We start from the raw sequence: 23534 nt of genomic DNA on the forward strand, positions 1-23534 counted from the left end.
CGCGGGTGCGTGGGGGCCTTCTGGTCGTGGTCGGTCAGGACAGGATCTCGACGTACCCGTCGGTCCCGTGCACCCGGATCCGCTGTCCGTCCTGGATCAGCCGGGTGGCCTCCCCCACGCCCACGACGGCCGGCAGGCCGTACTCGCGTGCGATGACCGCGCCATGGGTCATCAGGCCGCCCACCTCCGTCACCAGGCCGGCGATTCCGACGAAGAGGGGTGACCAACTGGGGTCCGTGTAGGCCGTGACCAGGATGTCGCCCGGCTCGAGGTCGGCCTGCGCCATGTCGAGGATGACGCGGGCCCGTCCCTCGATGGTCCCGCCCGACACCGGCAGGCCGATCAGGGCACCGGCCGGCACGTCGTCGCGCTGGTACGCCCCGTTGATGGTCTCGCCGTCCGAGGTGAGTACGCGGGGCGGTGTGAGCGCCTGGTACGACCGGAACGCGTCCTTGCGCTCCTGGATCAGCCGGTCGTCCACCCGGTTCGAGCGGACGACGTCGTGGAGCTCCTGGAACGTGAGGTAGAAGATGTCCTCCCTGTCGGACAGCACGCCGGCCTGCTCGAGGCGCTCGGCCTCCTTGAGCAAGGCCTGCTTGTAGACGAAGTAGCGGTCGACGATGCCGTACTTCGGGTACTCCCGATACCCGATGAAGGTGCGGACCCGGTCGATCATCCGCTTGGTCTCGTCGGCTTTGGCGTCCCCGTCCGGCAGGGCCCGCAGGCGGGTCAGCACGTCCTGTTCCTTCTTCAACGCCTCCTGCCGACCTTGCTCGAAGCGCTGCTCTGCGGCGCCCGGACCGAAGTTCCTGACGTTGTCGAGGATCGCCGGCACGAGCGTGCTGGGGCGCTCGCGCCAACGAGGCCTCGTGATGTCGATCTCTCCGGCACAGCGCATGCCGTACCGGTCGAGGTAGGCCTCGATGGCGTCGCGCGCCTCGGTCCCGCCGGACAGCTTCGGCAGCTCGTCAAGGAAGCTGTCGTCCTCGACGCCGCGCAGGAACGCCACCACCTCCGGATGGGGACGGATCACGTCCGCGACGTCGAGCAGCGCCAGTCCCATCTCCGACGTGACGTTGTCGGGGGCGGACAGCGTGAGCGTGTCAGCCGCGTTCTTCTCGCCCAGCCATTCGTGCAGCTTGTCGTTCAGCCACCACGTGGCTTCCATCCCCGCCATGATCGCCTGGTGGCTCAGCGGATCGGTGAGGACTCGCTTGTGCTCCTCGAAGGCCTCCAACAGGAAGTCGAACAGCGGCGGTCCGCTCTTCGTCCCGATGTCGCGCCGTAGGGCGGCGATGGACGTCCGGCTGCGCTCGATCAGTTCGGCGACGATGGCCGGATCGGTCTCGATCGGGGCAGGCGCGCCGCCGGCCGGGGGCCCGCCGGGGCCCGCGTCCGGGAGTGACGGGACGAAGTCGTCGCGGTCGAGGACGGTTTCCAGGGCGTTCCTGGTCAGCGGGTCGCCTCTGCCGATGAGGTCGAGGAGGCCGGCGCGGCTCGCGGGCGACGACAGGGCCCGGGTGGCGTCGACGAACAGCCTTCCGCCGGCCGCGCGCATCGGTGCCATGGCCGTCAACTGCCACATGGAGAGCCCGAGGGGCTTCATGGGGTCGGTCATCATCTGCTGATGGCCGACGGAGACGTAGATGTGATTCTCCTGATCGCCGGCCTCCGGGACGGGGAACAGCGTCGTGATCGGCCGGCTCTGAACGATCTGGAAACCATCGTCGACCAGACACCATTCGATGTCCTGAGGGCGGCCGAAGTGCTCTTCGATCCGCCGCCCGAACTCCACGAGCTGCACGGCCTGTTCATCGGTCAGGGCCGGTTGCTGCTGGCGCGGTGAGTCGATCGCCACCTCCTGCGTGCCTCCGGCCGGCAGGGCGTGCACCGCACGCTGTTTGGCGGCGATCGTCTTGGCGACGACTTGGCCGTGTCGCACTTTGAAGACGTCCGGGTTGACCAGGCCGGAGACCAGGGCCTCGCCCAGGCCGAAGCCGGCGTCCACGGTGGCGACCTTCCGGTTGCCGGTGACCGGGTCGGCCGTGAACAGGATGCCCGCCGCATGCGAGAAGACCATCTGCTGCACGACCACGGCCATGTGGACCGTGCGGTGGTCGATGCCGTTTCGCTGGCGGTAGGTCACGGCCCGCTCGGTGAACAGCGAGGCCCAGCACCGGCTGACGTGCTGGAGGATCGCCGTCGGCCCCACGACGTTCAGGTACGTGTCCTGCTGGCCGGCGAAGGAGGCCGTCGGCAGGTCCTCCGCCGTCGCGCTGGACCGGACGGCGCAGGCGGCTTGTTCGCCGAGCCGGGCGAGCGCGCGGGTGATCGCCGCCGCGAGATCGCCCGGGATGGCGATGTCTTCGATGGTCCGGCGAATCTGCGCGCTGAGGGTGCGGATCGCCTCCCGGTCGTCGGGGCCCAAGCGTGACAGCTGATCCAGCAGATCGTCGATCGACGGCGCCTGAGCCATGATCCGCCGGAAGGCTTCCGTCGTCACGCAGAAGCCACCCGGTACGCGGATGCCGTCGATCCGCGACATCGCGCCCAGGTGCGCGCCCTTGCCGCCGACGACCGCGATCTGCGTCTCGTCGGCCTCTCGGAGATCCAGCACGTACGGCTCGATCATCGCGACACCTCCGAGGCAGCCGTGCTCCGTCGCACTGCGCTGGCCGGTCGGATCACCAGCGCCTCCGAGCACGTCCTCGTCTCCAACACACGCACCTCGTGTCCCCGTTTCCGCAGGTTGTGGCTTTGGTCGACGATTCTGCGCCGTGACCCGGGCCTTGCCGCAAGCCCCCCGGTGCGCTATAACTTGGGAGAGGCAAGGAGAGATCTCCTTGCCTTTGTCTTTTGCCGGGGTGACCTCCGGAAGAGATCGGCCTCCGAACGATTGCGTTACGCTGCCGACGACGTCGACCGTGAGTTCGAGCGGCTCGACCGCACGGCCGGGACACCTACGAGCTGTCCGTGGGCCCGGGGCGGGCCGAGAAGGTGCCGATCGGCTCGCTCGGTCTGATGCACGAGGCGGACCTGGCCCAGCCCGTCGGGCACCTGTCCGTGGGGCAACGCCGACGCTTGGCCCTCGCGTTGCTGGTGGCCCGCCGGCCGCATCTGCTGCTGCTCGACGAGCCCACCAACCACCTCTCCCCGCGTCTGTGCGATGAGCTGGAGGAGGCGCTGGGCACCGCCGGGCCGGGCGCGATCGTGGTCGCCAGCCACGATCGCTGGCTGCGCCGACGGTGGCAGGGGCGTGAGCTACGCCTGGAACCGGATCGTGGGCGACGGGAGGAGACCGGGCGCTGACAGTTCCTTGCCCATGACCGGCCTCCCCCTCGGAATCACGCTGTCGCCTTGGACGGCCATCAGCATGCCGCCCACGAGCATTCGTCACCTGTCAAGCAGGTGAGAATGCTCGTGGGCGGGCACCGACGGCACCCACGCGCTCGGCACCGAGAGAAGCAGAAACGACGCGTGGCCGGGGGAGGGCGGCACCCTCCCCCGGCCACGTCGGCGTCCAGGACTAGCCGCGCCTGGGCAACCGCCAGTTCGGGCGCGGGAAGTGGCAGGTGTAGCCGTCCGGATAGCGCTGGAGGTAGTCCTGGTGCTCCGGCTCGGCATCCCAGAACGCGCCGGCCGGCACGACCTCGGTCACCACCGGGCCCGGCCACAGCCCGGACGCCTCGACATCGGCGATGGTGTCCTGCGCGACGCGCCGCTGCTCGTCGTCGAGGTAGAAGATGGCGGAGCGGTAACTCAGACCGATGTCGTTGCCCTGCCGGTCCCTCGTGGTCGGGTCGTGGATCTGGAAGAAGTACTCCAGGATCGCGCGGTAGTCGGTGGCGGTCGGATCGAACACGACCTCGATCGACTCCGCGTGTTTTCCGTGGTCACGGTAGGTGGGGTGAGGCTTGTCGTCGTCCCCGCTGTAGCCGACCCGGGTGCGGATCACCCCGGGAAGCGACCGGATCAGCTCCTGCATGCCCCAGAAGCAGCCACCCGCCAGCAGCGCCCTCTCCTCGACATCACTCATGACGCATCACCTTTCTTGCCCGTATCCGTCCGCGCGAGACCAGCCTCGCACATATACCGTTCGCATTGCGGTCACCATTTTGACAGGTGACGAGCCGACTTGCCCGCAGGGGGCCGCCAGGGGAGCGCGCATCGCCACCGCCACCGAGGCGGGAGCCACGCCCAGGCTGCGGGCGTCGCGGCCGACACCTTGCCGCGGGGTCCCGGTACGCCCTGACAGACCCCCTCGGCGACGCAGGCCGGAACCCGGCGGATGGCCGAGATTCCCGGGGTGATCGCGAACGCGGGAGAGGCCCGCCGGATCCGATACGCGCCAATGTCATCTCTTCGCGCCGCGGAAGCGGCCGGCGGCGGCCGTCCCGCACAGCCGCCCCGACAGGCGTTGACTGCCTGGGCGAATGCAACTCCCGCCACGCCTCCATATTTTCGGCACACCTCGATCACACCATGAACACTTCCAGCCGAGTGGCGAGCAGCACCTTCCCCGCCAGGCAGACGCTGCGCTCGGCCCCTGCCTAGCCTCCCAGGCCATGCGATCACCTCTGATGAGACGTTTCGGCCTCGGTGCCGTCCTCGCCCTCGCTCTCGCCGTGTTCGGCCTGACCCCCAGCGCGAGCGCGGCCGATCCGGCGCCGGCGGAGCTGACCTTCGCCACCGACAGCGCCACCACCACGCCCGGCGGCTCGGTCAAGCTGTCGATGACCATCACCAACAACAACACCTACGACGTCTGGTTCGTGTACCAGACGATCGAACCGACGTGGCTGACCACGCAGCGCCCCGACCTCAAGTACAGCTTCAGCGGATGCAGCCTGACCACCACGAACGGCCCCGCTCCCTGCTCCGGGACCGGCCCGGCCAACCTCGGCAGCAACTACGGCGCCACCATCCCGCCCGGCCAGAGCCGTACGGTCACCCTGACACTGGACGTCGCCGCCGACTCCGGCTGCAACGGCAACATCGGCTTCTACTCGTACTTCTACGCCGAGTTCAGCGACTCCACGAACGTCAGCGGCGGCCCGGTCTACACGCCCGTGACGCGCGTGCTCTGTTCCTGACGCTCCGTCCGGAGCCCGGCGGCCTTGACCTGAAAGCCTCCATGGCCAGGCACTCGCCCCGGTCTGAACCACTGGCACTCCGACCGGCGGGCCCCTCCGGCCCGCCGGTGCGCCGCGCAGGGCCCGGACCAGCATGCCGGGCCCTCGCGTCCACCGGGTCCGACCTCGCCCTACGGCCGGGAACGGCTCGTTTCGCTTCGAAAGCACCATGTTCGACACCTGCGCTTTTCCGTCATGTTCCGCAACATGACCGCGAAATCTCCACACAGACCTCACTATGTGACGCGAACGGATGCGTGACGAACTGGCTTCTGAGGGGGACGCCGGCGGCACGCAAGGGGGTGCGTCCGCTCCACGGGAGCCGTGCTCACCCCTGCCCGGGGAGGGGACCTCACCGCATGAAGCGGACCTTACGCACCACCGTGCTCACGGTGGGCGCGCTCATCGCCGCACTGGGCCTGCCGGCCGGAGCCGCCCACGCCGACACCACGCCCCGTATCGACCTGCGGGTGCTGGTGGTGAGCGACGGCGGCCCGGCCACCGACGCGATAGCCGCCGAACTGGCCGCGGCAGGCACGCCGTACACCCGGATCGACCTCACCCGGTCCGGCCGGACCGTGATCGATGCCGACTTCCTCGCGGACACCGTCGACGGCCGCCCGCGCGCCAAGTTCCAGGCCGTCGTGCTGCCCAACGACAACCCGTTCCCGGCCGGCTCCGCCGAGATGGCGGCACTCGCGACGTACGAGCAGACGTACGACGTTCCCCAGGTCGACGCCTACACCTACGCGCGTCCCGAAGCCGGTTTGCAGTACCCGATCCACGGGGGCTACTCCGGCAGCGTCGACGGCAAGCGGGCGGAGGTGACCGCCGCGGGCAAGTCGGGCCCCTTCGGCTATCTCGACGGGGCGGTGCCCTTCGAGGACAACGACCCGGCTGTCGGCGAGAGTTACGCCTACTTGTCGAAGCCCGTGGCGGGTGCCGACTTCACCCCGTACGTCGAGGCGGCGATCCCCGGGCAGTCGGCCAAGGGCACGCTGGTGGGTGAGTACCGGCACGACGGGCGGCGCGAGCTGGTCGTCACCTTCGTCTACAACCAGTACCAGCAGCAGTTCCGGCTCCTGGCCCGCGGCATCGTGGAGTGGATGACCGGCGGTGTGCACCTGGGCGCCTCTCGGAACTACTTCTCCGTCCACGTGGACGACGTGTTCGCCGCCGACGACCGCTGGAACAGCCAGCTCAACTGCACGCCCGGCGACGTCGACTGCACGGACCCCAACGCGACGCCCGACCCGATCCGGATGACGCCCGGCGACGTCGACCACGCCGTCGACTGGCAGAACAGCAAGGACTTCACCCTCGACTTCGCCTACAACGGCGCCGGCAGCGTCGATCAGCGCGAGGACAACAACGGCGCCGACCCGCTCGCCGACCGGCTGATCGCACGGCGGGGCGAGTTCCGGTGGATCAACCACACCTACTCGCACCCCTTCCTCGGCTGTGTGCAGGACACCACCGTGGTCCCCTGGAAGTGCGCGACCGACGCCGACGGCAGCACCCGTTGGATGAGCCGCAACGACATCTCCGACGAGATCGCCACCAACCGGGTCTGGGGCGAGAACGCCGGACTGCCGCTGGTGAACGGCGAGTTGGTCACCGGCGAGCACTCGGGCATGAAGGTGCTGCCGCAGCAGCCCGAGGACAACCCCAACCTGGCGCTCGCCCTCGACGACAACGACATCACCTGGCTGGGTTCCGACAACTCCCGTGAGCCCGACCAGCGTCGGGTCGGTCCGGCCACGACCGTGCCCCGCTATCCGATGAACGTCTTCTACAACGCCGGCCGGGCGGCCGAGCAGGTCGACGAGTACAACTGGATCTACACCAGCCGCGCCCAGGGAGGCAGCGGCATCTGCGAGGACAACCCGGCCACCACCACCTGTCTGGCGGCGCCCCTGGATGCCGCCACCGGCTACGCCGACCACATCGTGCCGCTGGAGACCCGGATCGCCCTCGGGCACGTCCTGTCCAACGACCCCAAGCCGCACTTCATCCACCAGTCGAACCTGGCCGAGGACCGCATCGCCTACCCCGTGCTCAACGGCGTCCTGGACGACTACGCGGCACTGTTCACCGAGGACACCCCCGTGGTGAACCCGCGGATGCGGGACATCGGCACCGAACTCCGGCGGCGGGCCGACTGGCAGGCCGCACTCCGGGCCGGGGAGGTCACCGCCTACCGCATCGGCGACACGGTGACCGTCGACGCGCCGGACGGGCTGGCGGTCACCGCGACCCTGCCCACCGGCACCACGCTGGCCGGCGCCGCGTTCGGCGAGGCGTACGCGGGGGCGGTGTCCGGCTGGACGCCCTCCACGGGCACACCGCTCGCTCTCACCCTGCCGGCGTCCGCCACGGCCCCGGCCGCCGACGCCGTCGAGTCCGCCCCGGCCACCGGCCCCGCACCACGGACCCGTGTCCCCGCGGGCGTCACCGACCCGGTGGGCCACACCGCAGACGGCTGAACGGCGCACCCGCCCAAGACCGAACCGAAGGTCCTGGCCGCCACGGGGGCGGCCAGGACCGGCCCGAACCACCCCACACCTCGGCCGTGGAGCACATCGATGCCCGTTCCCCAGGGCGCGCGACATACCGGAGCGACGCGCGTCACCCTGCTCACCGAAGGCACCTACCCGCACAGCCACGGCGGCGTCAGTGTCTGGTGCGACCAACTCGTCCAGGGCATGCCCGACCTCGCCTTCGACGTCATCGCCGTCACCGGCACCGGACGTGAACCGGTCGTATGGGACCTGCCCGCGCACGTCTCGAGCGTGCTGTCCGTCCCCATGTGGGGCGCCCCGCCCGAAGGCCGCCCGCCCCGGGGCAGGGCCCGCAACCAACTCGCCACCGCCTACGAGCGGTTCCTGACCGCGCTGCTCGACCCGCGCGCCGAGGACGGATTCGCCCCCGCCCTGTACGCGCTGGCACGGGCCGCGTCGGACGGGACGCTGAGCCCTTTCCTGCGCGCGGACCGGGCGATCGCGATCCTCACCGCGCTGTGGAACCGCCCCGGTCTCGCCGTGCGCGAGGCACAGCCGACCCTGCACGACGCGCTCACCGCGACCGCCCTGCTGGAGCACGCCCTGCGCCCGCTGGCCGCCCCGGCTCCGGAGAGCGGGGTCGCCCACGCGGTGAGCGGCGGGGTCGCGGTCCTGCCGGGCCTCGCCGCTCTCGAACACCACGGTGTCCCCCTGCTGTTGACCGAACACGGGGTCTATCTGCGTGAGCGCTACCTCGGCTATCGCACCGCGCCGTACCGCTGGCCGGTGAAGGCCGTGATCCTCGGGTTCTTCCGGCTGCTCGCGCAGGAGAGCTACCGGCGGGCCGCGCTGATCACACCGGGCAACCGTTACAACCGGCTGTGGGAGGAGGAGGGCGGCGCCGCCCCGGAGTCGATCCGCACGGTCTACAACGGCGTCGACCCCGCGGCGTTCCCGGCGGCCGGGCCCGAACCGGACGCGCCCACCCTCAGCTGGGCGGGCCGGGTCGATCCCATCAAGGACCTGGAGACCCTCATCCGGGCCTTCGCCCTCGTCCGCGCCCGGCTCCCGCACGCGCGGCTGCGGTTGTTCGGCGGGACACCGCGGGGCGGAGAGGCCTACCGGGAACGCTGCGAGGCCCTGGCCGCCGAACTCGGGCACGCCGACGCCGTCACGTTCGAAGGGCGCGTCGACGACATCAAGGACGCCTACGCCGCCGGAAACGTCGTGATGCTCTCCAGCATCAGCGAAGGCTTCCCCTTCACCCTGATCGAGGCCATGTCCTGCGGTCGGGCGACCGTGTCCACCGACGTGGGCGGTGTACGCGAGGCCGTCGGTGACACCGGGCTCGTGGTGCCTCCGCGCGATCCGGAGGCGATGGCCGCGGCCGCGCTGGAGCTGCTGGGCGATCCCGGGCGGCGCAGGGCGATGGGCGAGGCGGCCCGGTTGCGGGTCATCGAGCAGTTCACCCTCCGGCAGACCATTGACACGTTTCGGTCCGTCTATCTGGAACTGGCCCACCCGAAACAGGAGTTGACCGTCATGCCCCCGGTCAGGACGCCCGCCCCGGCCGTCCACGGCACCGGAAGCCTCGCCCTGTGAGCGGGCCGATGTCCCTCGAACCCGGGGGCGGCGAACAGGACACGCTGGCCATACGGCTGGCCGACACACGTCCGCCGCGACGCCGGCCACGCTGGGCCCTCGACGACACCACGCTCGCCATCCGGCTGCCCCGGCGCGGCCCCGACGAGGAGGCGGTCAGTGAACTCGCCGCCGAACTCGCCGACCGCATAGGTCCCGCAGTCCACCCCTACGAAGTGGCCGCGCTGCTGGAGGCGGAGGGACTGTCCGCGTCCCTGATCAGCGAACGGTACGGCCACCCGAACCTGTTCTCCCTCGCCTCCGCCCTGTACGAGCGAGTCCCGCGCACCTTCCCCGAACCCGCCCCGGCGGCCGACCCCTGGCGCCCCGACACCCTGCGCTGTCTGCTGCGGGGAGTGCTGTTCGCCCTGCCGGGCCTCGCCTACCTGCTGACCGCACCGCTGTGGAACGCCGGCGGGCACGCCCCCGCCCTCATCGTGGCCGGCCTCGCCTCCTGGGCGTGGGGGCAGGCACTCGGCCATCGCGCGCACCTGCGGATGGCGACGGGACGCCGGGAGGCGGGCCGTACCCTCCTGGCCGGCGCGCCCGCGGGAGCGGCGGTGGCCACGGCGATCGCCGCGCTGCCCGCCGACGGCGGACCGGTGACCCTGGTGGCTGCCGCGCAGTCCGCGTACCTGGCGGCCGCCGGTGTCCTGCTGGTGCTGGGCCGGGAACGGCTGCTGCTGGCCGCGCTCAGCCCGCTGATCGCCGGTGCCGCCGTCCTGGCGTGGTGGGAGCCCGGCCCCACGCTCCGGGCCGGGCTGCCCCTGCTGGCGCTGCTCGCCACGCTCACCGTCACCGGCTGGGTCCTGCGGGGCGCCCTCGCCGTCCCGGCCGTCGCCGGCGCGACCCGGCCGCGCCCGCTGTGGTCGCTGCCGTACGGCCTGTTCGGGCTGGCCGCGGGGGTGCTGGTGCTGCTGGAGGGACGGGAGGAGCCGTACGCGGTGATCGTGCTGACGCTGAGCATGGGACCGGCGGAATGGCTGCTGTACCGCTACCGCGGGCTGTCGGTCGCCGCGCTGCGTGCCACTGCCACGCCCGCCGGGTTCCTGCTGCGTTCGGCCGGCATCCTCGGCCTCTGCCTGCTCGCCTATCTCGCGCCGCTGCTGCCCGCGGCCCTGCTGACCGGCGCGGACCCGGCCGCCCTGCTGCTGCTCGCGGCCGTCCTGTGGACCGCGCTGCTGCTCCAGGCGTTCGGGGCGGCCTGGTCGTCGGCCGGGATCTGCCTGACGGCAGCCGGCGGGGCCGCAGCGGTCGTCCTGTTCGATCTGCCACCGGGCGCCGCCCTGGCCCTGCCGCTCAGCTGCGGCGCCGCCGCCCTGTGTCTGTCGGCGTGCGCACTGTGGCTGCTCGGCCGGCCCGCCCCGCACGCCTGAGCCCCGCGCCACTCTCCGCTCCTATCCCGTCCAACCGAAGGGACACCGCAGTTGACCTCCGCACCGCTCGCCGCCGTCACCGGAGCCGAAGGCTTCATCGGCTCGCACCTCACCGAGGCACTGGTCGCCTCCGGACACCGGGTCAGGGCCATGGCCCAGTACAACTCCTTCTCCTCCTACGGCTGGCTGGAGACCCTGCATCCGGACGTCCTGGACCAGGTGGAGATCGTCCTCGGCGACGTCCGGGACCCCGGGTCGGTCCGCGGCCTCCTCGAAGGGGCCGACACCGCCTACCACCTGGCCGCGCTGATCGCGATCCCGTACTCCTACCAGGCCCCGCACAGCTACGTGGACACCAACGTCACCGGCACTCTCAACGTGCTGGAAGCCGTGCGCGCCCTGGGCACGCCCCGGCTGGTGCACACCTCCACCAGCGAGACGTACGGCACCGCGCAGACCGTGCCCATCACCGAGGACCACCCCATCAACACCCAGTCCCCCTACGCCGCTTCGAAGGCGGGCGGGGACCGGCTGGCCGACAGCTACCACGCCAGTTTCGACACCCCGGTCGTCACCCTGCGGCCCTTCAACACCTTCGGGCCGCGCCAGTCGATGCGCGCGGTCATCCCCACCGTGATCGGGCAGGTCGCGGCGGGGGAACGCACGATCACCCTCGGCGACCTGCGCCCCACCCGGGACTTCACCTTCGTCAAGGACACCGCGCAGGCCTTCCTCGCCGTCGGCAGCGCGCCCGCAGAGCAGGTCGTGGGCCGTACCTTCAACGCCGGAACCGGTGGGGAGATCTCGGTCGGCGACCTGGTCGCGCTGATCGGCAAGGTGATGGACACCGCTCTCGATGTCCGCGAGGACACCGCCCGCATCCGCCCCGCCAACTCCGAGGTGATGCGGCTGGTCGCGGACGCGAGCCGGCTCGGCGCGGCCACCGGCTGGCAGCCCGCGCACACCTTGGAGGAAGGCCTGGCGTCCACCGTGGAGTTCTTCCGCGACCCGGCCAACCTCGCCCGCTACAAGACCGGCATCTACAACATCTGACACCGCCCAGCGGATCTCGTCCGTCACGTCCGCGCACGTCCACGAAGCGTTCACGAAGGAGGAGCCTCATGCACGCAGTGATCCTGGCGGGAGGCAAGGGCGTCCGGCTGCGGCCGTACACCACCGCGCTGCCCAAGCCGCTCGTGCCCATCGGCGACCAGCACGCCATCCTGGAGATCGTGCTGCGCCAGCTGTCCACGGCCGGCTTCACCAGCTGCACCATCGCCATCGGCCACCTCGGCGAGATCATCCGCGCCTACGTCGGCGACGGCTCCCAGTGGGGCCTGACCGTCGACTACGCCACGGAGGACAGCCCGCTGGGCACCATGGGCCCGCTGCTCACCCTGCGCCACCGACTGCCGGAGACCTTCCTGGTGATGAACGGCGACGTCCTCACCGACCTCGACTACGCCGACGTCCTGCACCGGCACCGCGCGTCCGGGGCCCCGCTGACCATCGCGACGTACGCCCGCAAGGTGCACATCGACTTCGGCGTGCTGACCACCGACTCCAGCAAGGTCGTCGCGTTCACCGAGAAGCCGAGCATGGACTACCGCGTCTCCATGGGCGTCTACGGCCTGTCCCGCGCCACCCTCGACGGCTACACGCCCGGACTCCCCCTCGGCTTCGACGAGTTGGTGCTCGACCTGCTGAAGACCGACAACCAGCCGCACGCCTACGACTTCGACGGGTACTGGCTGGACATCGGCCGCCCCGACGACTACGACCGTGCCAACGCCGAGTTCACCACCCGCAAGTCGCTTCTGCTCAAGGGAGCCTGAGCACGTCATGCGCATTCTCGTCCTGGGCTTCACCGGCTATCTCGGCGTGCACGTCGTCGAGCGGCTGCGCGCACTGCCGGGCGCGCTGGTGCTCGGCGGCGGCCGGTCGCCGGCCGCCGACCTCGACGTCGATCTCGCCCGCGTCAGCCCGGAGCGGCTGGCGAAGTCCCTCGCGTCGGCCGCGCCCGACACCGTCGTCAACTGCGCGGGCGCTACCGGCGGCGACGCCGTCACCCTCGCCGAGGTCAACACCCGGGGTCCGGCGGTGCTGTGCGCCGCGCTGCGCGAGGCGGCCCCCGCGGCCCGTCTGGTGCACCTGGGCTCGGCCGCCGAGTACGGGCCGGGCACGCCGGACATCCCGGTGACGGAGTCGGCGGCCACCCGCCCGGTCGGCCCCTATGGTGCGACCAAGCTCGCGGGCACGGTCGCGGTGACGGCCTCCGGCCTGGACGCGGTGGTGCTGCGGGTGGGCAATCCGGTGGGCCCCGGAGCTCCGTCCACCGGGCTGCCCGGCCGGATCGCCACACTGCTGCGCGAGGCCGGCCCCGACCCGGAGGCGGTGCTGCGGCTCGGCGACCTGTCCGCCTACCGCGACTTCGTCGACGTACGTGACGTGGCACGGGCGGCGGTACTCGCGGCCACGGCCCCGGGCCCGCTGCCGCCCGTCCTCAACGTCGGCGGGGGCCGGGCCGTCCCGGTGCGCGACCTGGTGCGGAACCTGGCCGGCCTGGCCGGCTTCCGGGGCCGGATCGAGGAGAGCACGGCCGGTTCGGGCCGCTCCGCGCAGGTGTCGTGGCAGTGTTCGGACATCACCGCCGCCGAGGAGGCCCTGGGCTGGCGTCCGGACCACTCCCTCGACGACGCGCTGACCGCGCTGTGGGCAGGCGGCCGCACGCCGTGAACCTGCTGATTCCGCTGTACGTCCATCCGGCCGAGGACCCGGGGGCCTGGCACCGGCTGATCACCGCCGCGTCCCGCACCTACGGAGTCGTTCTCAACCCGGCGAGCGGTCCGGGCGAGGTCCCCGACCCGGCGTTCACCGCCGCGGCCGGTGCGCTGCGGGCGGCGGGGGCGCGTCTGCTGGGCTACGTCGACACCGACTACGGGGTGCGCGACGCCGCGGACGTCACCGAGGACGTACGCCGGCACCGGGAGTGGTACGCGGCGGACGGCTGCTTCCTGGACCGGGTGACGGCGACCGCGGACGGGCTGCCGGCCTGCCGCCGGCTGGTACGGGCGGTGCGCCGGGCGGGTGCGGGGACGGTCGTCCTCAACCCCGGGGTCCATCCGGCGCCGGGGTACGCTCGCCTCGCCGACCTGACCGTCACGTTCGAGGGCCACTGGTCGACGTACGTCTCCGCCTTCAGCCGGCCGGCGTGGACCGCGCGGCACCCGCCCGAGCGGTTGTGCCACCTCGTGTACGGGGTGCCCGAGGCGCTCGTTCCTCTCGCCGTGCGCACCGCGCACGAGCGCGGGGCGGCGGTCTGCGGCCCGGTGACGGGCGAACCACCCAACCCCTGGGCCCAGTTGACACCCGCCCTCACCGGGGCGGGGCGATGAGCCGGCGGGCCTTTTCCTGCGTGACCCTGCTGACCGCGCTCGCGGCCTCGGCGCTGTCGGGCTGTTCCGGCAGCGCCGGGCATCCGGCCGAAGCACACCGGACGACGTCGGGCGCGCCGCACGCGGCGACTTCCAGACCGCCGGCTCCTGAGCCGGAGAGGCCGCCGACCTCCCCGAGCGCCTCCCCTTCCCCATCGCGGGGTTCCGCCGCCCCTTCGCCCTCCAGGACCCTGTGGAAGCCACGTCCGGGCCTTGCCTGGCAGTGGCAACTCGACGGCAGGATCGATGCGTCGGCCGACGTGCCCGTCTACGACATCGACGGCTTCGAGAACTCGGCGTCGGACGTGGCCCGGCTGCACCGCGCGGGGAAGAAGGTCATCTGCTACGTCAACGTGGGCGCGTGGGAGGACTTCCGGCCGGACCGGGACGCTTTCCCGCAATCGGTGCTCGGCGAGCCCAACGGGTGGTCGGGCGAGCGGTGGCTGGACATCCGGCAGCTGGCCGTTCTGCGACCGATCATGGAGCGCCGCTTCGACATGTGCCGTGACAAGGGCTTCGACGCGGTGGAGCCGGATCTCGTGGAGGGCTACGGCAACGACACCGGCTTCCCGCTCACCGCACGGGACCAGCTCAGGTACAACCGCATGATCGCGGCCATCGCCCATGAGCGAGGGCTCTCGGTAGGGCTGAAGAACGATCTTCCCCAGATTCCCCAACTCGTGAGCCATTTCGACTTCGCGGTCAACGAGGAGTGCGCCCAGTACGACGAGTGCGGCGAGCTCTCCCCGTTCATCGCGGCGGGCAAGGCGGTCTTCCACGTCGAATACACGGAGCCGCGGAGCGGTTTCTGTGCCGAGTCCCGCCGACTGAGGCTGTCGTCGATGCTGAAGAAACCGGAACTCGGGGTGTGGCGAAGCCCGTGTTGACGGTTGCCTCGCAGAACGGCTCCTTTCCCTGTGAACAGGGAAAGGAGCCGTTCAGGAGTGACCGGAGGTGTGTGCCTTCAACGGGTCATGCGTGACGGTGCGAGCGCCGGTTGCCGGTGACGAGGCGGTAGAGGGCCAGCAGGACGAGGGAGCCTGCGATCGCGGCGATCCACGTGGAGAGCTCGAAGAACCCGTCGATGGAGTCGACGCCGAAGATCACCTTGCCGAGCCAGCCGCCGAGCAGACCGCCGGCAATACCGATGAGCATGGTGATGATGATGCCGCCGGGGTCCTTGCCCGGCATCAGGAGCTTGGCGATGGCGCCGGCGAGTAGCCCGATGATGATCCAAGCAATGATGCCCATGGTGCCTCTCCGCTTCGTCGTATAAGGATTCTGTTAACTCATCGGGTGCGCCGATCCCGCGTTGCCAAACGTCTCCTTCTGATATCGGCTCTGTCGGCCCTGATTGCGGCTCAGGTCATCGGGGGGAAAGACGTACCTCGTCAGGAACGGTCGAGGGCAAGGTGAGCGCCAGGGCGGCCTCAGCCCGGGGCAGCGCAGCAGCATGGAAGGCGGCTGTTCCGTACTCTGACGGCATGCGCATGCGCCCCACCCTGAGCTGGACCCCTGCCGAGGACCTGCCGCCGGGCACCACGGATCTGGAGCCGGTCGCCGATGCGCTCGGCGACGGCGGAGTGCTGGTGCTCAGCGGAGCGGGCATCTCCACGGAATCGGGCATCCCCGACTACCGGGGCGAGGGCGGGAGCCTGAGCCGGCACACCCCCATGACCTACCAGGACTTCATCGCCGACGCCCAGGCCAGGCGCCGGTACTGGGCACGCAGCCACCTCGGCTGGCGGACCTTCGGCCGGGCCCGCCCCAATGCCGGGCACCGGGCCGTGGCCGCATTCGGGCGCCGGGGCCTGCTCTCGGGTGTCATCACCCAGAACGTGGACGGCCTGCACCAGGCCGCAGGCAGCGAGGACGTCGTGGAACTCCACGGAACCCTGACCCGGGTCGTCTGCCTTTCCTGCGGCGCCTTCAGCCCACGCCGCGAACTCGCCCGGCGGCTGGAGGAAGCCAATCCGGGGTTCGAGCCCGTGGCCGCCGGAATCAACCCGGACGGTGACGCCGACCTCACGGACGACCAGGTCGGAGGCTTCCGCGTGGTGCCCTGCGCGCTCTGCGGCGGCACCCTCAAACCGGACGTCGTGTTCTTCGGCGAAGCAGTTCCGCCGCCGCGCGTCGAGCACTGCCGCGAACTGGTCCGTGCGGCGACCTCGGTACTGGTCCTCGGTTCCTCGCTGACGGTGATGTCCGGGCTCCGCTTCGTCCGCCAGGCGGCCCAGGCCGGGAAGCCGGTGCTGATCGTCAACCTGGATCAGACGCGGGGCGACCAGCACGCCCTTGCCAGGGTTGCTCTCCCGCTGGGCACAGCCCTCAGCACCGTCGCCCACCGGCTGGGCGTCGCCTAGCCGTCTCGGCCCTGAACCGACCGGGAACACCCCGAGCAACTCGGACACGGCACGGACCGCGTCACGTCAATGCCCGGCGGCCGCCTTCACCAGGGCGACCGCCACACCGATCGCCGCGTCCGCGAGGCCCGCCACGACCGCCGCCAAGGCGCCTCCCCCCATCCGCAGCCCGCCCACACAGCCCCACAGGAAGAGGGAGACCACGCACACTCCCGCCGCGGCCGGCAACGCGGCGTCCAGAGACAGGACGTCCAGCGCGGCCAGGGCGATCAGCACGGACGGGCCCACAGCGCAGGACAGCAGCGGGCTGCTGACGTACAGCATGCGGCGCAGCTCGCGGCCGTTGGCGAGGCGACGGTGGACTGTGCGGTGCGCCTGCTGGTCGGCGACCAACGCCGCGAGCCACAGACCCAGTGCGGTCGTCAGGACCGTGGCGAGGGCGCCGAGGGGACCCACATCACCGAGAGACAGACCGATCACCACGGCGATCATCGTGATGGTGGCGTAGATCCGTTCCTTCAGACGGTCCGCCAGTGCACCGGTCTCCGCGCCAGGCGGCGCCTCCGCTCGCCGGTCGTCCTCCACCTGCTGCCCCTCACCAGTAGACAGCGGTCAGGGCGTCAACCGAGTCGACGGCGGAGGGCCGCCGCCAGCCTGACCGGCGCCACGCGCAGCACCAGGGCTCCCTTCGGCCCGCCAGAGAGTGGCTTGGCGTAATAGGGACGGCCGAGCCGGGAGGCACGGAACCAACGGGTGCCGGACAGTCCCCTCGTGGCCGGGAGGGGAATGCGGTTCTTCGGGTCGCCCGTGCGGAGGGTCAGCGTCCACCGTCCTGGGCGCAGTGTCCCCACCGGCATGCGGGCGGTGAAGGTGCGGCTGCCGTCCGGTGCGTACAGCAGGGGTACCTCTCGTACCGAGCCCGAGTCCTCTTCGGCGCGCAGGGCGGTGGGTTCGGGGTGGCGTGCGGACTCGGCGGTCAGGCGTCCGCTGACGATGAGCGTGGTGGATGCGAAGGCGTCCCAGGCGATTCCGGTCACCCGGCATGCCGGCTCGGCCTTGGCCTGCCGGACATCCAGGGAGAAGTTGCCGTGGGGGGTGAAGAAGGGGCGTGCGGTGGTGGGATGGTGCCCGGGCCGGGAGTCGGTGGTCATCTCTCGCTGCGGTGGAGCGGCCCTTCGGCCGTCCGCGTCCGTCCGGGCCTGTCGGAGCCTCACGGTCCGGCTGACGCCCTGGGCGCGTAGATCCAGGTAGAGGTCCCACGTCCCCTTGCCGAGCGGGGCGCCCGCGTCCACGGTGCTCAGGTCCACATCGACGGTGAAGCCGACTGCTGCGTCGTCACCGTGGCGCGGTGCGGTACCGACGGTCACGGGCACTCGGATGTCCGGGTGCCGGAAGTCCCTGGGGCGCAGGATCAGTTGGGTGGCGGGCTGGAGGGGGCCGAGGGACTCGATGCGGGCGTGGCCGGCGAGGCGGAGCACCACGCCGTCGCCCGTCCAGGCCGCTTCGGCCAGTTCATGGTGGACGGGGATGCGGTCCGTGGCGTCGAAGCAGGCGTCCGGGACCGCCTTCAGGGGGTCACGGAAGAAGGGGTGGGACCAGTAGACGCGGCCCTTGTCGACGACGTGGCCGCGTCCCGCGTCCTCCTTGGCGTGCCGGGCCACGGTCATGAGGTCCTCGTAGCGGTCCGTGCGCAGGAGGTGGACGATCAGCCGGTCCTCCGGGGCGAGCAACTGGAAGACGCCGTCGGTCACATAGCTCTGGGCCCAGTGCCGGAACTGCGGGTAGAAGTGCTCCCGGGCCCGCTGTTCGCTCTCCCGGGGCAGCAGGGCACGCAGTGGCCCGCACAACTCCCACTCCACATGGCGGCGCATGATCCGGTCCTGGCGCGGTCCGGGGTCCAGGTAGCGGGCGACCGTTTCGAAGCACAGCCGGGTGCCGTCCATGCGGTGGACGAGGTCGGCGGCGGTGAGGGTGAGGTTGTTGCCGTTCTGGCGATTGCGGGAGTAGTAGCAGTCGTAGTCGGCGACCACGGAGATGCCGTCGGCGTTCAGGAAGGCCGCGGCGGTGAAGGGCTTGTCCTCGCAGTTGCGGTACGGCGGAAACCTCAGGCCCAGCCGTTCGATCAGCGAGCGCCTGAACAGTTTCCAGCAGCCCAGGGTGCGGTAGGCCGCGGAGGAGAAGACGTCCGTCCTGGGCTGGTTGTGTGAGAAGACCGCCGTCGGTACGGCTCGTCCGCCGACCGACACCATCTTGCCGAGGACCACGTCGGTGCGGTTCTCGTCCGCCATCGCGACCATGCGGCGCAGGGCGTCCGGGCCGAGGTAGTCGTCGGAGTCGAGGAAGAAGACGTAGTCACCGCCGGCCATGTCCAGGCCGGTGTTGCGTGGGCCTCCGGCCCCTCCGCTGTTGGGCTGGTGCACGACACGCAGGCTGGAGCAGGTCTGGGCGAGGCGGTCCAGTTCACGTCCGGTGCCGTCGGTCGAGCCGTCGTCCACGGCGATGATCTCGATCATGTCGAGACCGAGCGTCTGCTCCATGACGGAGGTGACGCACTTCGTCAGTTCCGGCATCGCGTTGTACGCGGGGATGATCACGCTCACGCGGGGAGGGGTCGTAAGGGACATGAGGGGCTCCCGGGCCGTGGGGCGGTGCGGAGGTGAGGGAGGCAGTCCGGTTTCTGCCGGGGCCGGGCGACAAGCGGCTCCATGGAGCTTCCGGCGCGGCCCCTCCTGCCCGCCCGACGTAGGGCCTCCTCCTACGCCGTCGGAGTGTGGGAACCACCCGTTCGGGTGCGTGTCGGCGACTGCAGCCGGGCGGCGTGACTCCTGGGCGCCGCCCACCGCCGAGAACGCCTGGCTGGTCACCCAGCACGAGGCCGGCTGCCGGGACATGAGCCCGCGGCAGGTCGCCGAGCAGGCGTTCCGGCTGGCCGACGGCTGCCTGATGAGCGCGAAGAAGGACGGCGTCGTCCACATCGGCGGCTTCCTGGGCCTGCGTGACCGCAGCCTCACCGAGCGGTGCGAGTTGCTGCTCATCGCTACGGAAGGCTTCCCCGGCCACGCGCGCTCGCCTGCCAGCTCTACCTGGAAGGTGGCATCCGCTCGGTCGAACTGGGTTCCCTCTACCTCGGCAGCGAGGACGAGAACGGCACCCGGTCACCGCAGCGCCCTACGAGCTGGTCCGGCTCGCGCTTCCCCGCAGGACGTACGGCCTCAGCCAAGGACAAGGAGCGGATCCCGGGATACCGCCTGGTCGAACAGCCCCCGCTGCTCCGCCACTTCCGCTGCAAGCTGGAACCCGTTCCGTCGTGAGTGCGGCAACTCGCCTTCCGCTGCGGCGGTGTGTGCCGTGTCACACCCCCCAAAGTCCGCCTAAGTTGTCTGCATCACAGCGGAAATGTCCTTTTGGCGGGCATGCTCGAAACGGATGCCGATGCCCTAAGTGGGGCTCATCGGCACCCTCTTGGGCGCGATGCTTCAAAGTGACCCATGGCACAGCACTCGCGACATTCTCCCCGTCCCCCTTGGAAGGTGCCTCATCATGGCCGCTTACCTCTGCCCACCCGCCGTGATACACGGTGAGCATGCCGTGAAGACCAGCCAGATCGTGGCGGAGGTGAGCGACCGGCACCCAAACGCGGCGTGGGCGCCGCGGATCGACGGCATCGCGGCCAGTACGGGCATCGACACCCGTCGGTGGATGCTTCCCCTGGAGACCGCCGTCGCCCCCGGCAACGGCGGCGGCCTGCGGGCTGTCGGCGCCGAGCGGGCCCAAGAGGCGCTGGCACGCGACGGGTTCACCCAGCAGGACGTGGACCGCGTGATCACCGCCCTCGAGGCGATACCCGCCCCGCAGACCGTCCAGGAGCGCACCGCGCCGGCCTGGGAGGCTGTGCAGTCCTACGGGGAGCACGCGGCGCGCGGGGCCCTGCAGACAGCCGGGCTGGACCCCGCGGACGTCGACTGCCTGATCACCAGCCACTCCACCACCCCGGCACTGCCGGGTCTGGACATAGCCCTGGCCAACAGGCTGCCGCTCCGCAACGACGTGATGCTGCTGCCGGCCACGCAGTGGGCCTGTATCGCGGGGACCCGCTCCCTGGCACTGGCGGCGGAGCTCGTGGCCGCGGACCCCGACCGGGTGGTCCTGGTCGTCATCGCCGAGGCGCTGAGCACGACCTACCAGCCCGCCGACGACACCCTCGAGTCCCTGATCGTCCGGTTGCTGTTCGCCGACACCGCTGTCGCCGCGGTGGTCACGGGCCGCCCGAGGCCCGAGTCGGTGCTGCGACTGGACGCCGCCTGGCACCACACCCTGCCCGGCACCGGGGACCTGCACCGCCTGGAGACACGGGCGGACGGCACCCACTTCGTGATGGACCGGCGCGGGCCGCGCGCCGTGCAGGAGACCGTCACGGCGATGTGGGAGTGGCTGCGCGCCCGCTACCAGGACGACCCCGACTCATGGCACCCCGACGTACTGCTCGCGCACCCCGGGGGGACCCGCGTGCTGGAGTACATGGAACAGACGATGCCCGACGCGTGGCCGTCGGGGCTGCTGGACTACAGCCGGGACAGCTACACCAGCGGCAACCGCGGAGGCGCCGCCGTGTTCGACATCCTGCGGCGGGCGCACGACGCCGGGCAGCAGAAGCCCGGCAATCGCGCCGTTCTGTACGCGGCGGCACCGGGTCTCACGGCCACCGCGCTGGAAGGGCAGTGGCTGTAGTGCGCGCCCGCGCCCCCGAGGCGTAGCCGCGTCACCTCGCGACTTCCGCCCAGACGACCTTTCCGGTGTCCGTCCACCGCACCCCCCACCGGGTGGTGAGCCGGTGCACGATGCTCAGGCCACGCCCGCCGTCGTCGAGCAGGTCGCCCCGCCTCAGGCGTGGCCTGCCGTTTCCGGTGTCGCCCACCTCGCACAGCAGGCTCTGACCGGCCCTGATCAGCCGGACCGTGACGGGACCGGTGGCGAAGCGCACCGCGTTCGTGACCAGTTCGCTGACCAGCAGCAGCGCGTTGTCCCGGGTGCCGTCCCTGACTCGCCATTGCCTCAGCAGGGCGGAGACCTCCGCGCGGGCTCGGGCGGGGGCGTCGCCGCGGGCGGGCAGCCGCCAGGTCGCCGTGTCCCCCTTGCGGTAGCCGATCATCCGCGCGAGCAGCAGGGTCACGTCGTCGCGCTGGGGCGCGGGCGCCAGTGCGGAGACGACGTGCCGTGCGGTCTGCTGCAAGGCGTCCCAGGGGTGCACCGTGGCCACGGCGTCCGCCAGCCTGTCGATGCCCTCGTCGATCGACAGCGCGGGATCCTCCACCAGGCCGTCGGTGTAGAGCGCGAGCACGGAGCCCGGGGGCACGCCGATGGTGTACACGTCGAACGGCTCTCGCAGCGCGAACTCGGCACCCAGGCCGGGGTGAGGGCGGATCGAGAGCGGGGCCGCGCGCCCGTCCGGGGAAACCAGGATCGGGGGGAGGTGGCCGGCGCTGGACAACGTCACGTGGTGGCTGACCGGGTCGTAGATCGCGATGCAGCAGGTCGACCCGAGGGCGCTGTAGCCAGCTGCCAGCCCGGACTCCGCGTCGTCCAGCAGCGTCACGGTCTCGTCCAGGTGCTCCAGTACCTGGTCGGGCGCGAGCCCCGCGGACAGCAGCGCGCGGGCCTCCATGCTCAGCTGGCCCATGGTCGCCGCGGCCCCCAGGCCATGCCCGACGACGTCACCGACCACCAGCGCGGTACGGCCGTCAGGCAGCGGAAAACTGTTCACCCAGTCGCCGCCGACACCCGCGCTGTCGGGGGTGGCGGGCTGGTCGACGCTGGCGATCTCGATGGTGTCGCCGCCGGCGCGGGGCAGGAGCCGGCGCTGCAAGGCCAGCACCTGCGTGTGCTCGCGCTGGTGCTGACGGGCCAGGTCGACGTGGTGAGCGGTTCTGGCGACCAGTTCCTGCAGGTCGAACAGCTCGCTGTCGCGGAAGGGGCAGTCCGCCCGCCGCCAGACCTCCGCCACGCCCAGTACGACGGGCGGCGCGCCGTCCAGGACCAACGGTATGCACGCCAGACCCGCCGACCGGTCACCGGGTACCAGGGCACGCACCACCCGTGGACTGCCGAAGACCCGCTCGACCGCCTGCCGGTCGGGTATGACGATGGTCTGCGGGGCATCCTCCCGCAGCACCGCCTGCGCCAGCAGGCGACTCGCGTCGCCGGGAAGATCGTCGCCCGGCGTCATATAGCCCTCGGGCCACACCCGGTCCGGCACCAGGGCCGCCCGCCGCAGTCGGATGCGCCCCTGCGGCTTCCCGGTGACTCCCTCGCCCGTCCATACGGCGAAGTCGAGGTCGACGGCGGCAACGTCTCCCCAGGCCAGCAGGGACTCCGCCAGCGACTGCGCGGTCTCGCCGATGTCCAGCGAGGTGCCGATCGCGGTCTCGGCGGCGTAGAGATGCAGTCTCCTGGCCATGGCGATCACGGAGACGGTCAGACCCTCCTCGGGCGCCGCGGCCGGCAGGATGCTCATCGAGACCACCAGCTCAGACCCGTCATCGCGCCGCAGCCTCTGGATTCGGGCGACGTGCGCCTCACCGCTCTCCACGACCTGCCGCAACCGCCGTGAGACCGTCGGTACGTCCCCAGGGGGCAGGAGATCGACGAACGGCCGCCCCGCCCCGGCGTCCAGACCCGCGAACACAGGGGCTTCCAGATTGCAGCGGGTGATGACCAGGTCCCTGTCCAGGTTGACCGCGCCGAGGATCTGCTCCTGACGGCCGGCTGCCGGGTCGTCGGGGACTCGCCGGGGCGTGGCGCGGTCACCCTGCGCATCGCCGGAACCGGCGGGCGCTGCCGCTCCGCCACGCGGGATGTAGCGCCCCAGAGCGCGGCTGACCAGGTCGAACGCCGAGGAGGACGAGGGCGGGGGTGAGGGCGAGGGTGTGGAGTCCATGCGGCTCTCTCAGCAATCCCCGGCACGGTGCCGGGGCCGTACTCGGACCCGTGCGGTGAGGCCCCGAGATCCCTGACCGCACACCTCATTGAATAACACCGGGGGCCGCTTCGCACACACCAGCGATTGCACGGTGTATGCGGACAGTAGGGG

18 protein-coding genes and 1 pseudogene are annotated in these 23534 nt (G+C 71.2%); 13 read left to right on the forward strand and 6 right to left on the reverse strand.

Annotated elements, in window-relative coordinates; translation table 11 throughout:
- Window positions 1-34: 34 nt before the first annotated feature.
- Window positions 35-2632, reverse strand: a complete 2598-nt coding sequence (rph, locus tag AB0G20_RS28535; protein WP_361307188.1) for a rifamycin-inactivating phosphotransferase — start codon at window positions 2630-2632, stop codon at window positions 35-37.
- Window positions 2633-2929: 297 nt separating this feature from the next.
- On the opposite strand from rph, the pseudogene AB0G20_RS28540 reads away from it, so the two are divergent.
- Window positions 2930-3309: pseudogene (locus AB0G20_RS28540) on the forward strand (ATP-binding cassette domain-containing protein); the annotation flags it as partial.
- Between the two features lie 217 nt (window positions 3310-3526).
- On the opposite strand, the gene msrA reads toward AB0G20_RS28540, so the two are convergent.
- The gene (gene msrA, locus AB0G20_RS28545; protein ID WP_361307190.1) at window positions 3527-4036 is read right to left on the reverse strand and encodes a peptide-methionine (S)-S-oxide reductase MsrA; all 510 of its coding nucleotides are present in this window, start codon (window positions 4034-4036) and stop codon (window positions 3527-3529) included.
- Between the two features lie 529 nt (window positions 4037-4565).
- Here msrA and AB0G20_RS28550 point away from each other — a divergent pair.
- The 9 genes from AB0G20_RS28550 to AB0G20_RS28590 all read left to right on the forward strand — a co-directional run bounded on the left by AB0G20_RS28550 (window position 4566) and on the right by AB0G20_RS28590 (window position 14971).
- The gene (locus tag AB0G20_RS28550; RefSeq protein WP_361307192.1) at window positions 4566-5093 is read left to right on the forward strand and encodes a hypothetical protein; all 528 of its coding nucleotides are present in this window, start codon (window positions 4566-4568) and stop codon (window positions 5091-5093) included.
- Between the two features lie 398 nt (window positions 5094-5491).
- On the forward strand, window positions 5492-7618 hold the full coding sequence (locus AB0G20_RS28555; protein WP_361307194.1) for a hypothetical protein: 2127 nt from the start codon (window positions 5492-5494) through the stop codon (window positions 7616-7618).
- Between the two features lie 99 nt (window positions 7619-7717).
- Window positions 7718-9235, forward strand: coding sequence for a GT4 family glycosyltransferase PelF (pelF, locus tag AB0G20_RS28560; RefSeq protein WP_361307196.1), 1518 nt, complete (start codon window positions 7718-7720; stop codon window positions 9233-9235).
- The gene (locus tag AB0G20_RS28565; RefSeq protein ID WP_361307198.1) at window positions 9232-10650 is read left to right on the forward strand and encodes a hypothetical protein; all 1419 of its coding nucleotides are present in this window, start codon (window positions 9232-9234) and stop codon (window positions 10648-10650) included. Before pelF ends, AB0G20_RS28565 begins: the two co-directional genes overlap by 4 nt.
- A 51-nt stretch (window positions 10651-10701) precedes the next feature.
- Window positions 10702-11703, forward strand: coding sequence for a GDP-mannose 4,6-dehydratase (locus tag AB0G20_RS28570; protein ID WP_361307200.1), 1002 nt, complete (start codon window positions 10702-10704; stop codon window positions 11701-11703).
- A gap of 68 nt (window positions 11704-11771) precedes the next feature.
- Window positions 11772-12485, forward strand: a complete 714-nt coding sequence (locus tag AB0G20_RS28575; protein WP_361307202.1) for a sugar phosphate nucleotidyltransferase — start codon at window positions 11772-11774, stop codon at window positions 12483-12485.
- A 7-nt stretch (window positions 12486-12492) separates the two neighbouring features.
- Window positions 12493-13386 carry an NAD(P)-dependent oxidoreductase gene (locus AB0G20_RS28580; protein ID WP_361307204.1) on the forward strand — a complete coding sequence of 298 codons (894 nt, stop codon included), beginning with the start codon at window positions 12493-12495 and terminating at the stop codon, window positions 13384-13386.
- Entirely contained in the window at window positions 13383-14045 is a 663-nt protein-coding gene (locus AB0G20_RS28585; protein ID WP_361307206.1) for a spherulation-specific family 4 protein, read from the forward strand. Before AB0G20_RS28580 ends, AB0G20_RS28585 begins: the two co-directional genes overlap by 4 nt.
- Window positions 14042-14971 (forward strand): endo alpha-1,4 polygalactosaminidase, encoded by a 930-nt coding sequence (locus tag AB0G20_RS28590; protein WP_361307208.1) that lies wholly within the window; start codon window positions 14042-14044, stop codon window positions 14969-14971. The genes AB0G20_RS28585 and AB0G20_RS28590 overlap by 4 nt, the downstream gene beginning before the upstream one ends.
- Before the next feature lie 85 nt (window positions 14972-15056).
- On the opposite strand, the gene AB0G20_RS28595 is transcribed toward AB0G20_RS28590, so the two are convergent.
- Entirely contained in the window at window positions 15057-15335 is a 279-nt protein-coding gene (locus AB0G20_RS28595) for a GlsB/YeaQ/YmgE family stress response membrane protein (RefSeq protein WP_248511653.1), read from the reverse strand.
- 233 nt (window positions 15336-15568) lie between these two features.
- Here AB0G20_RS28595 and AB0G20_RS28600 point away from each other — a divergent pair, with 233 nt between their 5' ends.
- Entirely contained in the window at window positions 15569-16447 is an 879-nt protein-coding gene (locus AB0G20_RS28600; protein ID WP_361307210.1) for an NAD-dependent protein deacetylase, read from the forward strand.
- A 66-nt stretch (window positions 16448-16513) separates the two neighbouring features.
- Here AB0G20_RS28600 and AB0G20_RS28605 read toward each other — a convergent pair whose 3' ends face one another.
- Both AB0G20_RS28605 and AB0G20_RS28610 read right to left on the reverse strand, forming a co-directional pair.
- The gene (locus AB0G20_RS28605; RefSeq protein ID WP_361307212.1) at window positions 16514-17032 is read right to left on the reverse strand and encodes a hypothetical protein; all 519 of its coding nucleotides are present in this window, start codon (window positions 17030-17032) and stop codon (window positions 16514-16516) included.
- 35 nt (window positions 17033-17067) lie between these two features.
- A complete protein-coding gene (locus AB0G20_RS28610; RefSeq protein ID WP_361307214.1) occupies window positions 17068-19071 on the reverse strand; it encodes a glycosyltransferase family 2 protein in 2004 nt (667 codons plus the stop codon).
- Window positions 19072-19464: 393 nt separating this feature from the next.
- Between AB0G20_RS28610 and AB0G20_RS28615 the strand changes: the two genes are divergently transcribed.
- Window positions 19465-19758 (forward strand): hypothetical protein, encoded by a 294-nt coding sequence (locus tag AB0G20_RS28615; RefSeq protein WP_361307215.1) that lies wholly within the window; start codon window positions 19465-19467, stop codon window positions 19756-19758.
- A gap of 229 nt (window positions 19759-19987) precedes the next feature.
- On the forward strand, window positions 19988-21175 hold the full coding sequence (locus tag AB0G20_RS28620) for a type III polyketide synthase (RefSeq protein ID WP_361307217.1): 1188 nt from the start codon (window positions 19988-19990) through the stop codon (window positions 21173-21175).
- 31 nt (window positions 21176-21206) lie between these two features.
- Here the strand turns inward: AB0G20_RS28620 and AB0G20_RS28625 are convergent, their stop codons facing one another.
- Window positions 21207-23381, reverse strand: coding sequence for a SpoIIE family protein phosphatase (locus tag AB0G20_RS28625; RefSeq protein WP_361307219.1), 2175 nt, complete (start codon window positions 23379-23381; stop codon window positions 21207-21209).
- Between the last annotated feature and the right edge of the window lie 153 nt (window positions 23382-23534).

Source organism: Streptomyces sp. NPDC024017, from assembly GCF_040638895.1.
Lineage (GTDB): Bacteria > Actinomycetota > Actinomycetes > Streptomycetales > Streptomycetaceae > Streptomyces.

Coding starts and splice junctions, on each gene's coding strand:
- AB0G20_RS28555 (WP_361307194.1), top strand. CDS start 5,492: ATGAAGCGGACCTTACGCACCACCGTGCTCACGGTGGGCGCGCTCATC.
- AB0G20_RS28580 (WP_361307204.1), top strand. CDS start 12,493: ATGCGCATTCTCGTCCTGGGCTTCACCGGCTATCTCGGCGTGCACGTC.
- AB0G20_RS28575 (WP_361307202.1), top strand. CDS start 11,772: ATGCACGCAGTGATCCTGGCGGGAGGCAAGGGCGTCCGGCTGCGGCCG.
- AB0G20_RS28550 (WP_361307192.1), top strand. CDS start 4,566: ATGCGATCACCTCTGATGAGACGTTTCGGCCTCGGTGCCGTCCTCGCC.
- AB0G20_RS28620 (WP_361307217.1), top strand. CDS start 19,988: ATGGCCGCTTACCTCTGCCCACCCGCCGTGATACACGGTGAGCATGCC.
- rph (WP_361307188.1), bottom strand. CDS start 2,632: ATGATCGAGCCGTACGTGCTGGATCTCCGAGAGGCCGACGAGACGCAG.
- pelF (WP_361307196.1), top strand. CDS start 7,718: ATGCCCGTTCCCCAGGGCGCGCGACATACCGGAGCGACGCGCGTCACC.
- AB0G20_RS28610 (WP_361307214.1), bottom strand. CDS start 19,071: ATGTCCCTTACGACCCCTCCCCGCGTGAGCGTGATCATCCCCGCGTAC.
- AB0G20_RS28600 (WP_361307210.1), top strand. CDS start 15,569: ATGCGCATGCGCCCCACCCTGAGCTGGACCCCTGCCGAGGACCTGCCG.
- AB0G20_RS28625 (WP_361307219.1), bottom strand. CDS start 23,381: ATGGACTCCACACCCTCGCCCTCACCCCCGCCCTCGTCCTCCTCGGCG.
- AB0G20_RS28590 (WP_361307208.1), top strand. CDS start 14,042: ATGAGCCGGCGGGCCTTTTCCTGCGTGACCCTGCTGACCGCGCTCGCG.
- msrA (WP_361307190.1), bottom strand. CDS start 4,036: ATGAGTGATGTCGAGGAGAGGGCGCTGCTGGCGGGTGGCTGCTTCTGG.
- AB0G20_RS28595 (WP_248511653.1), bottom strand. CDS start 15,335: ATGGGCATCATTGCTTGGATCATCATCGGGCTACTCGCCGGCGCCATC.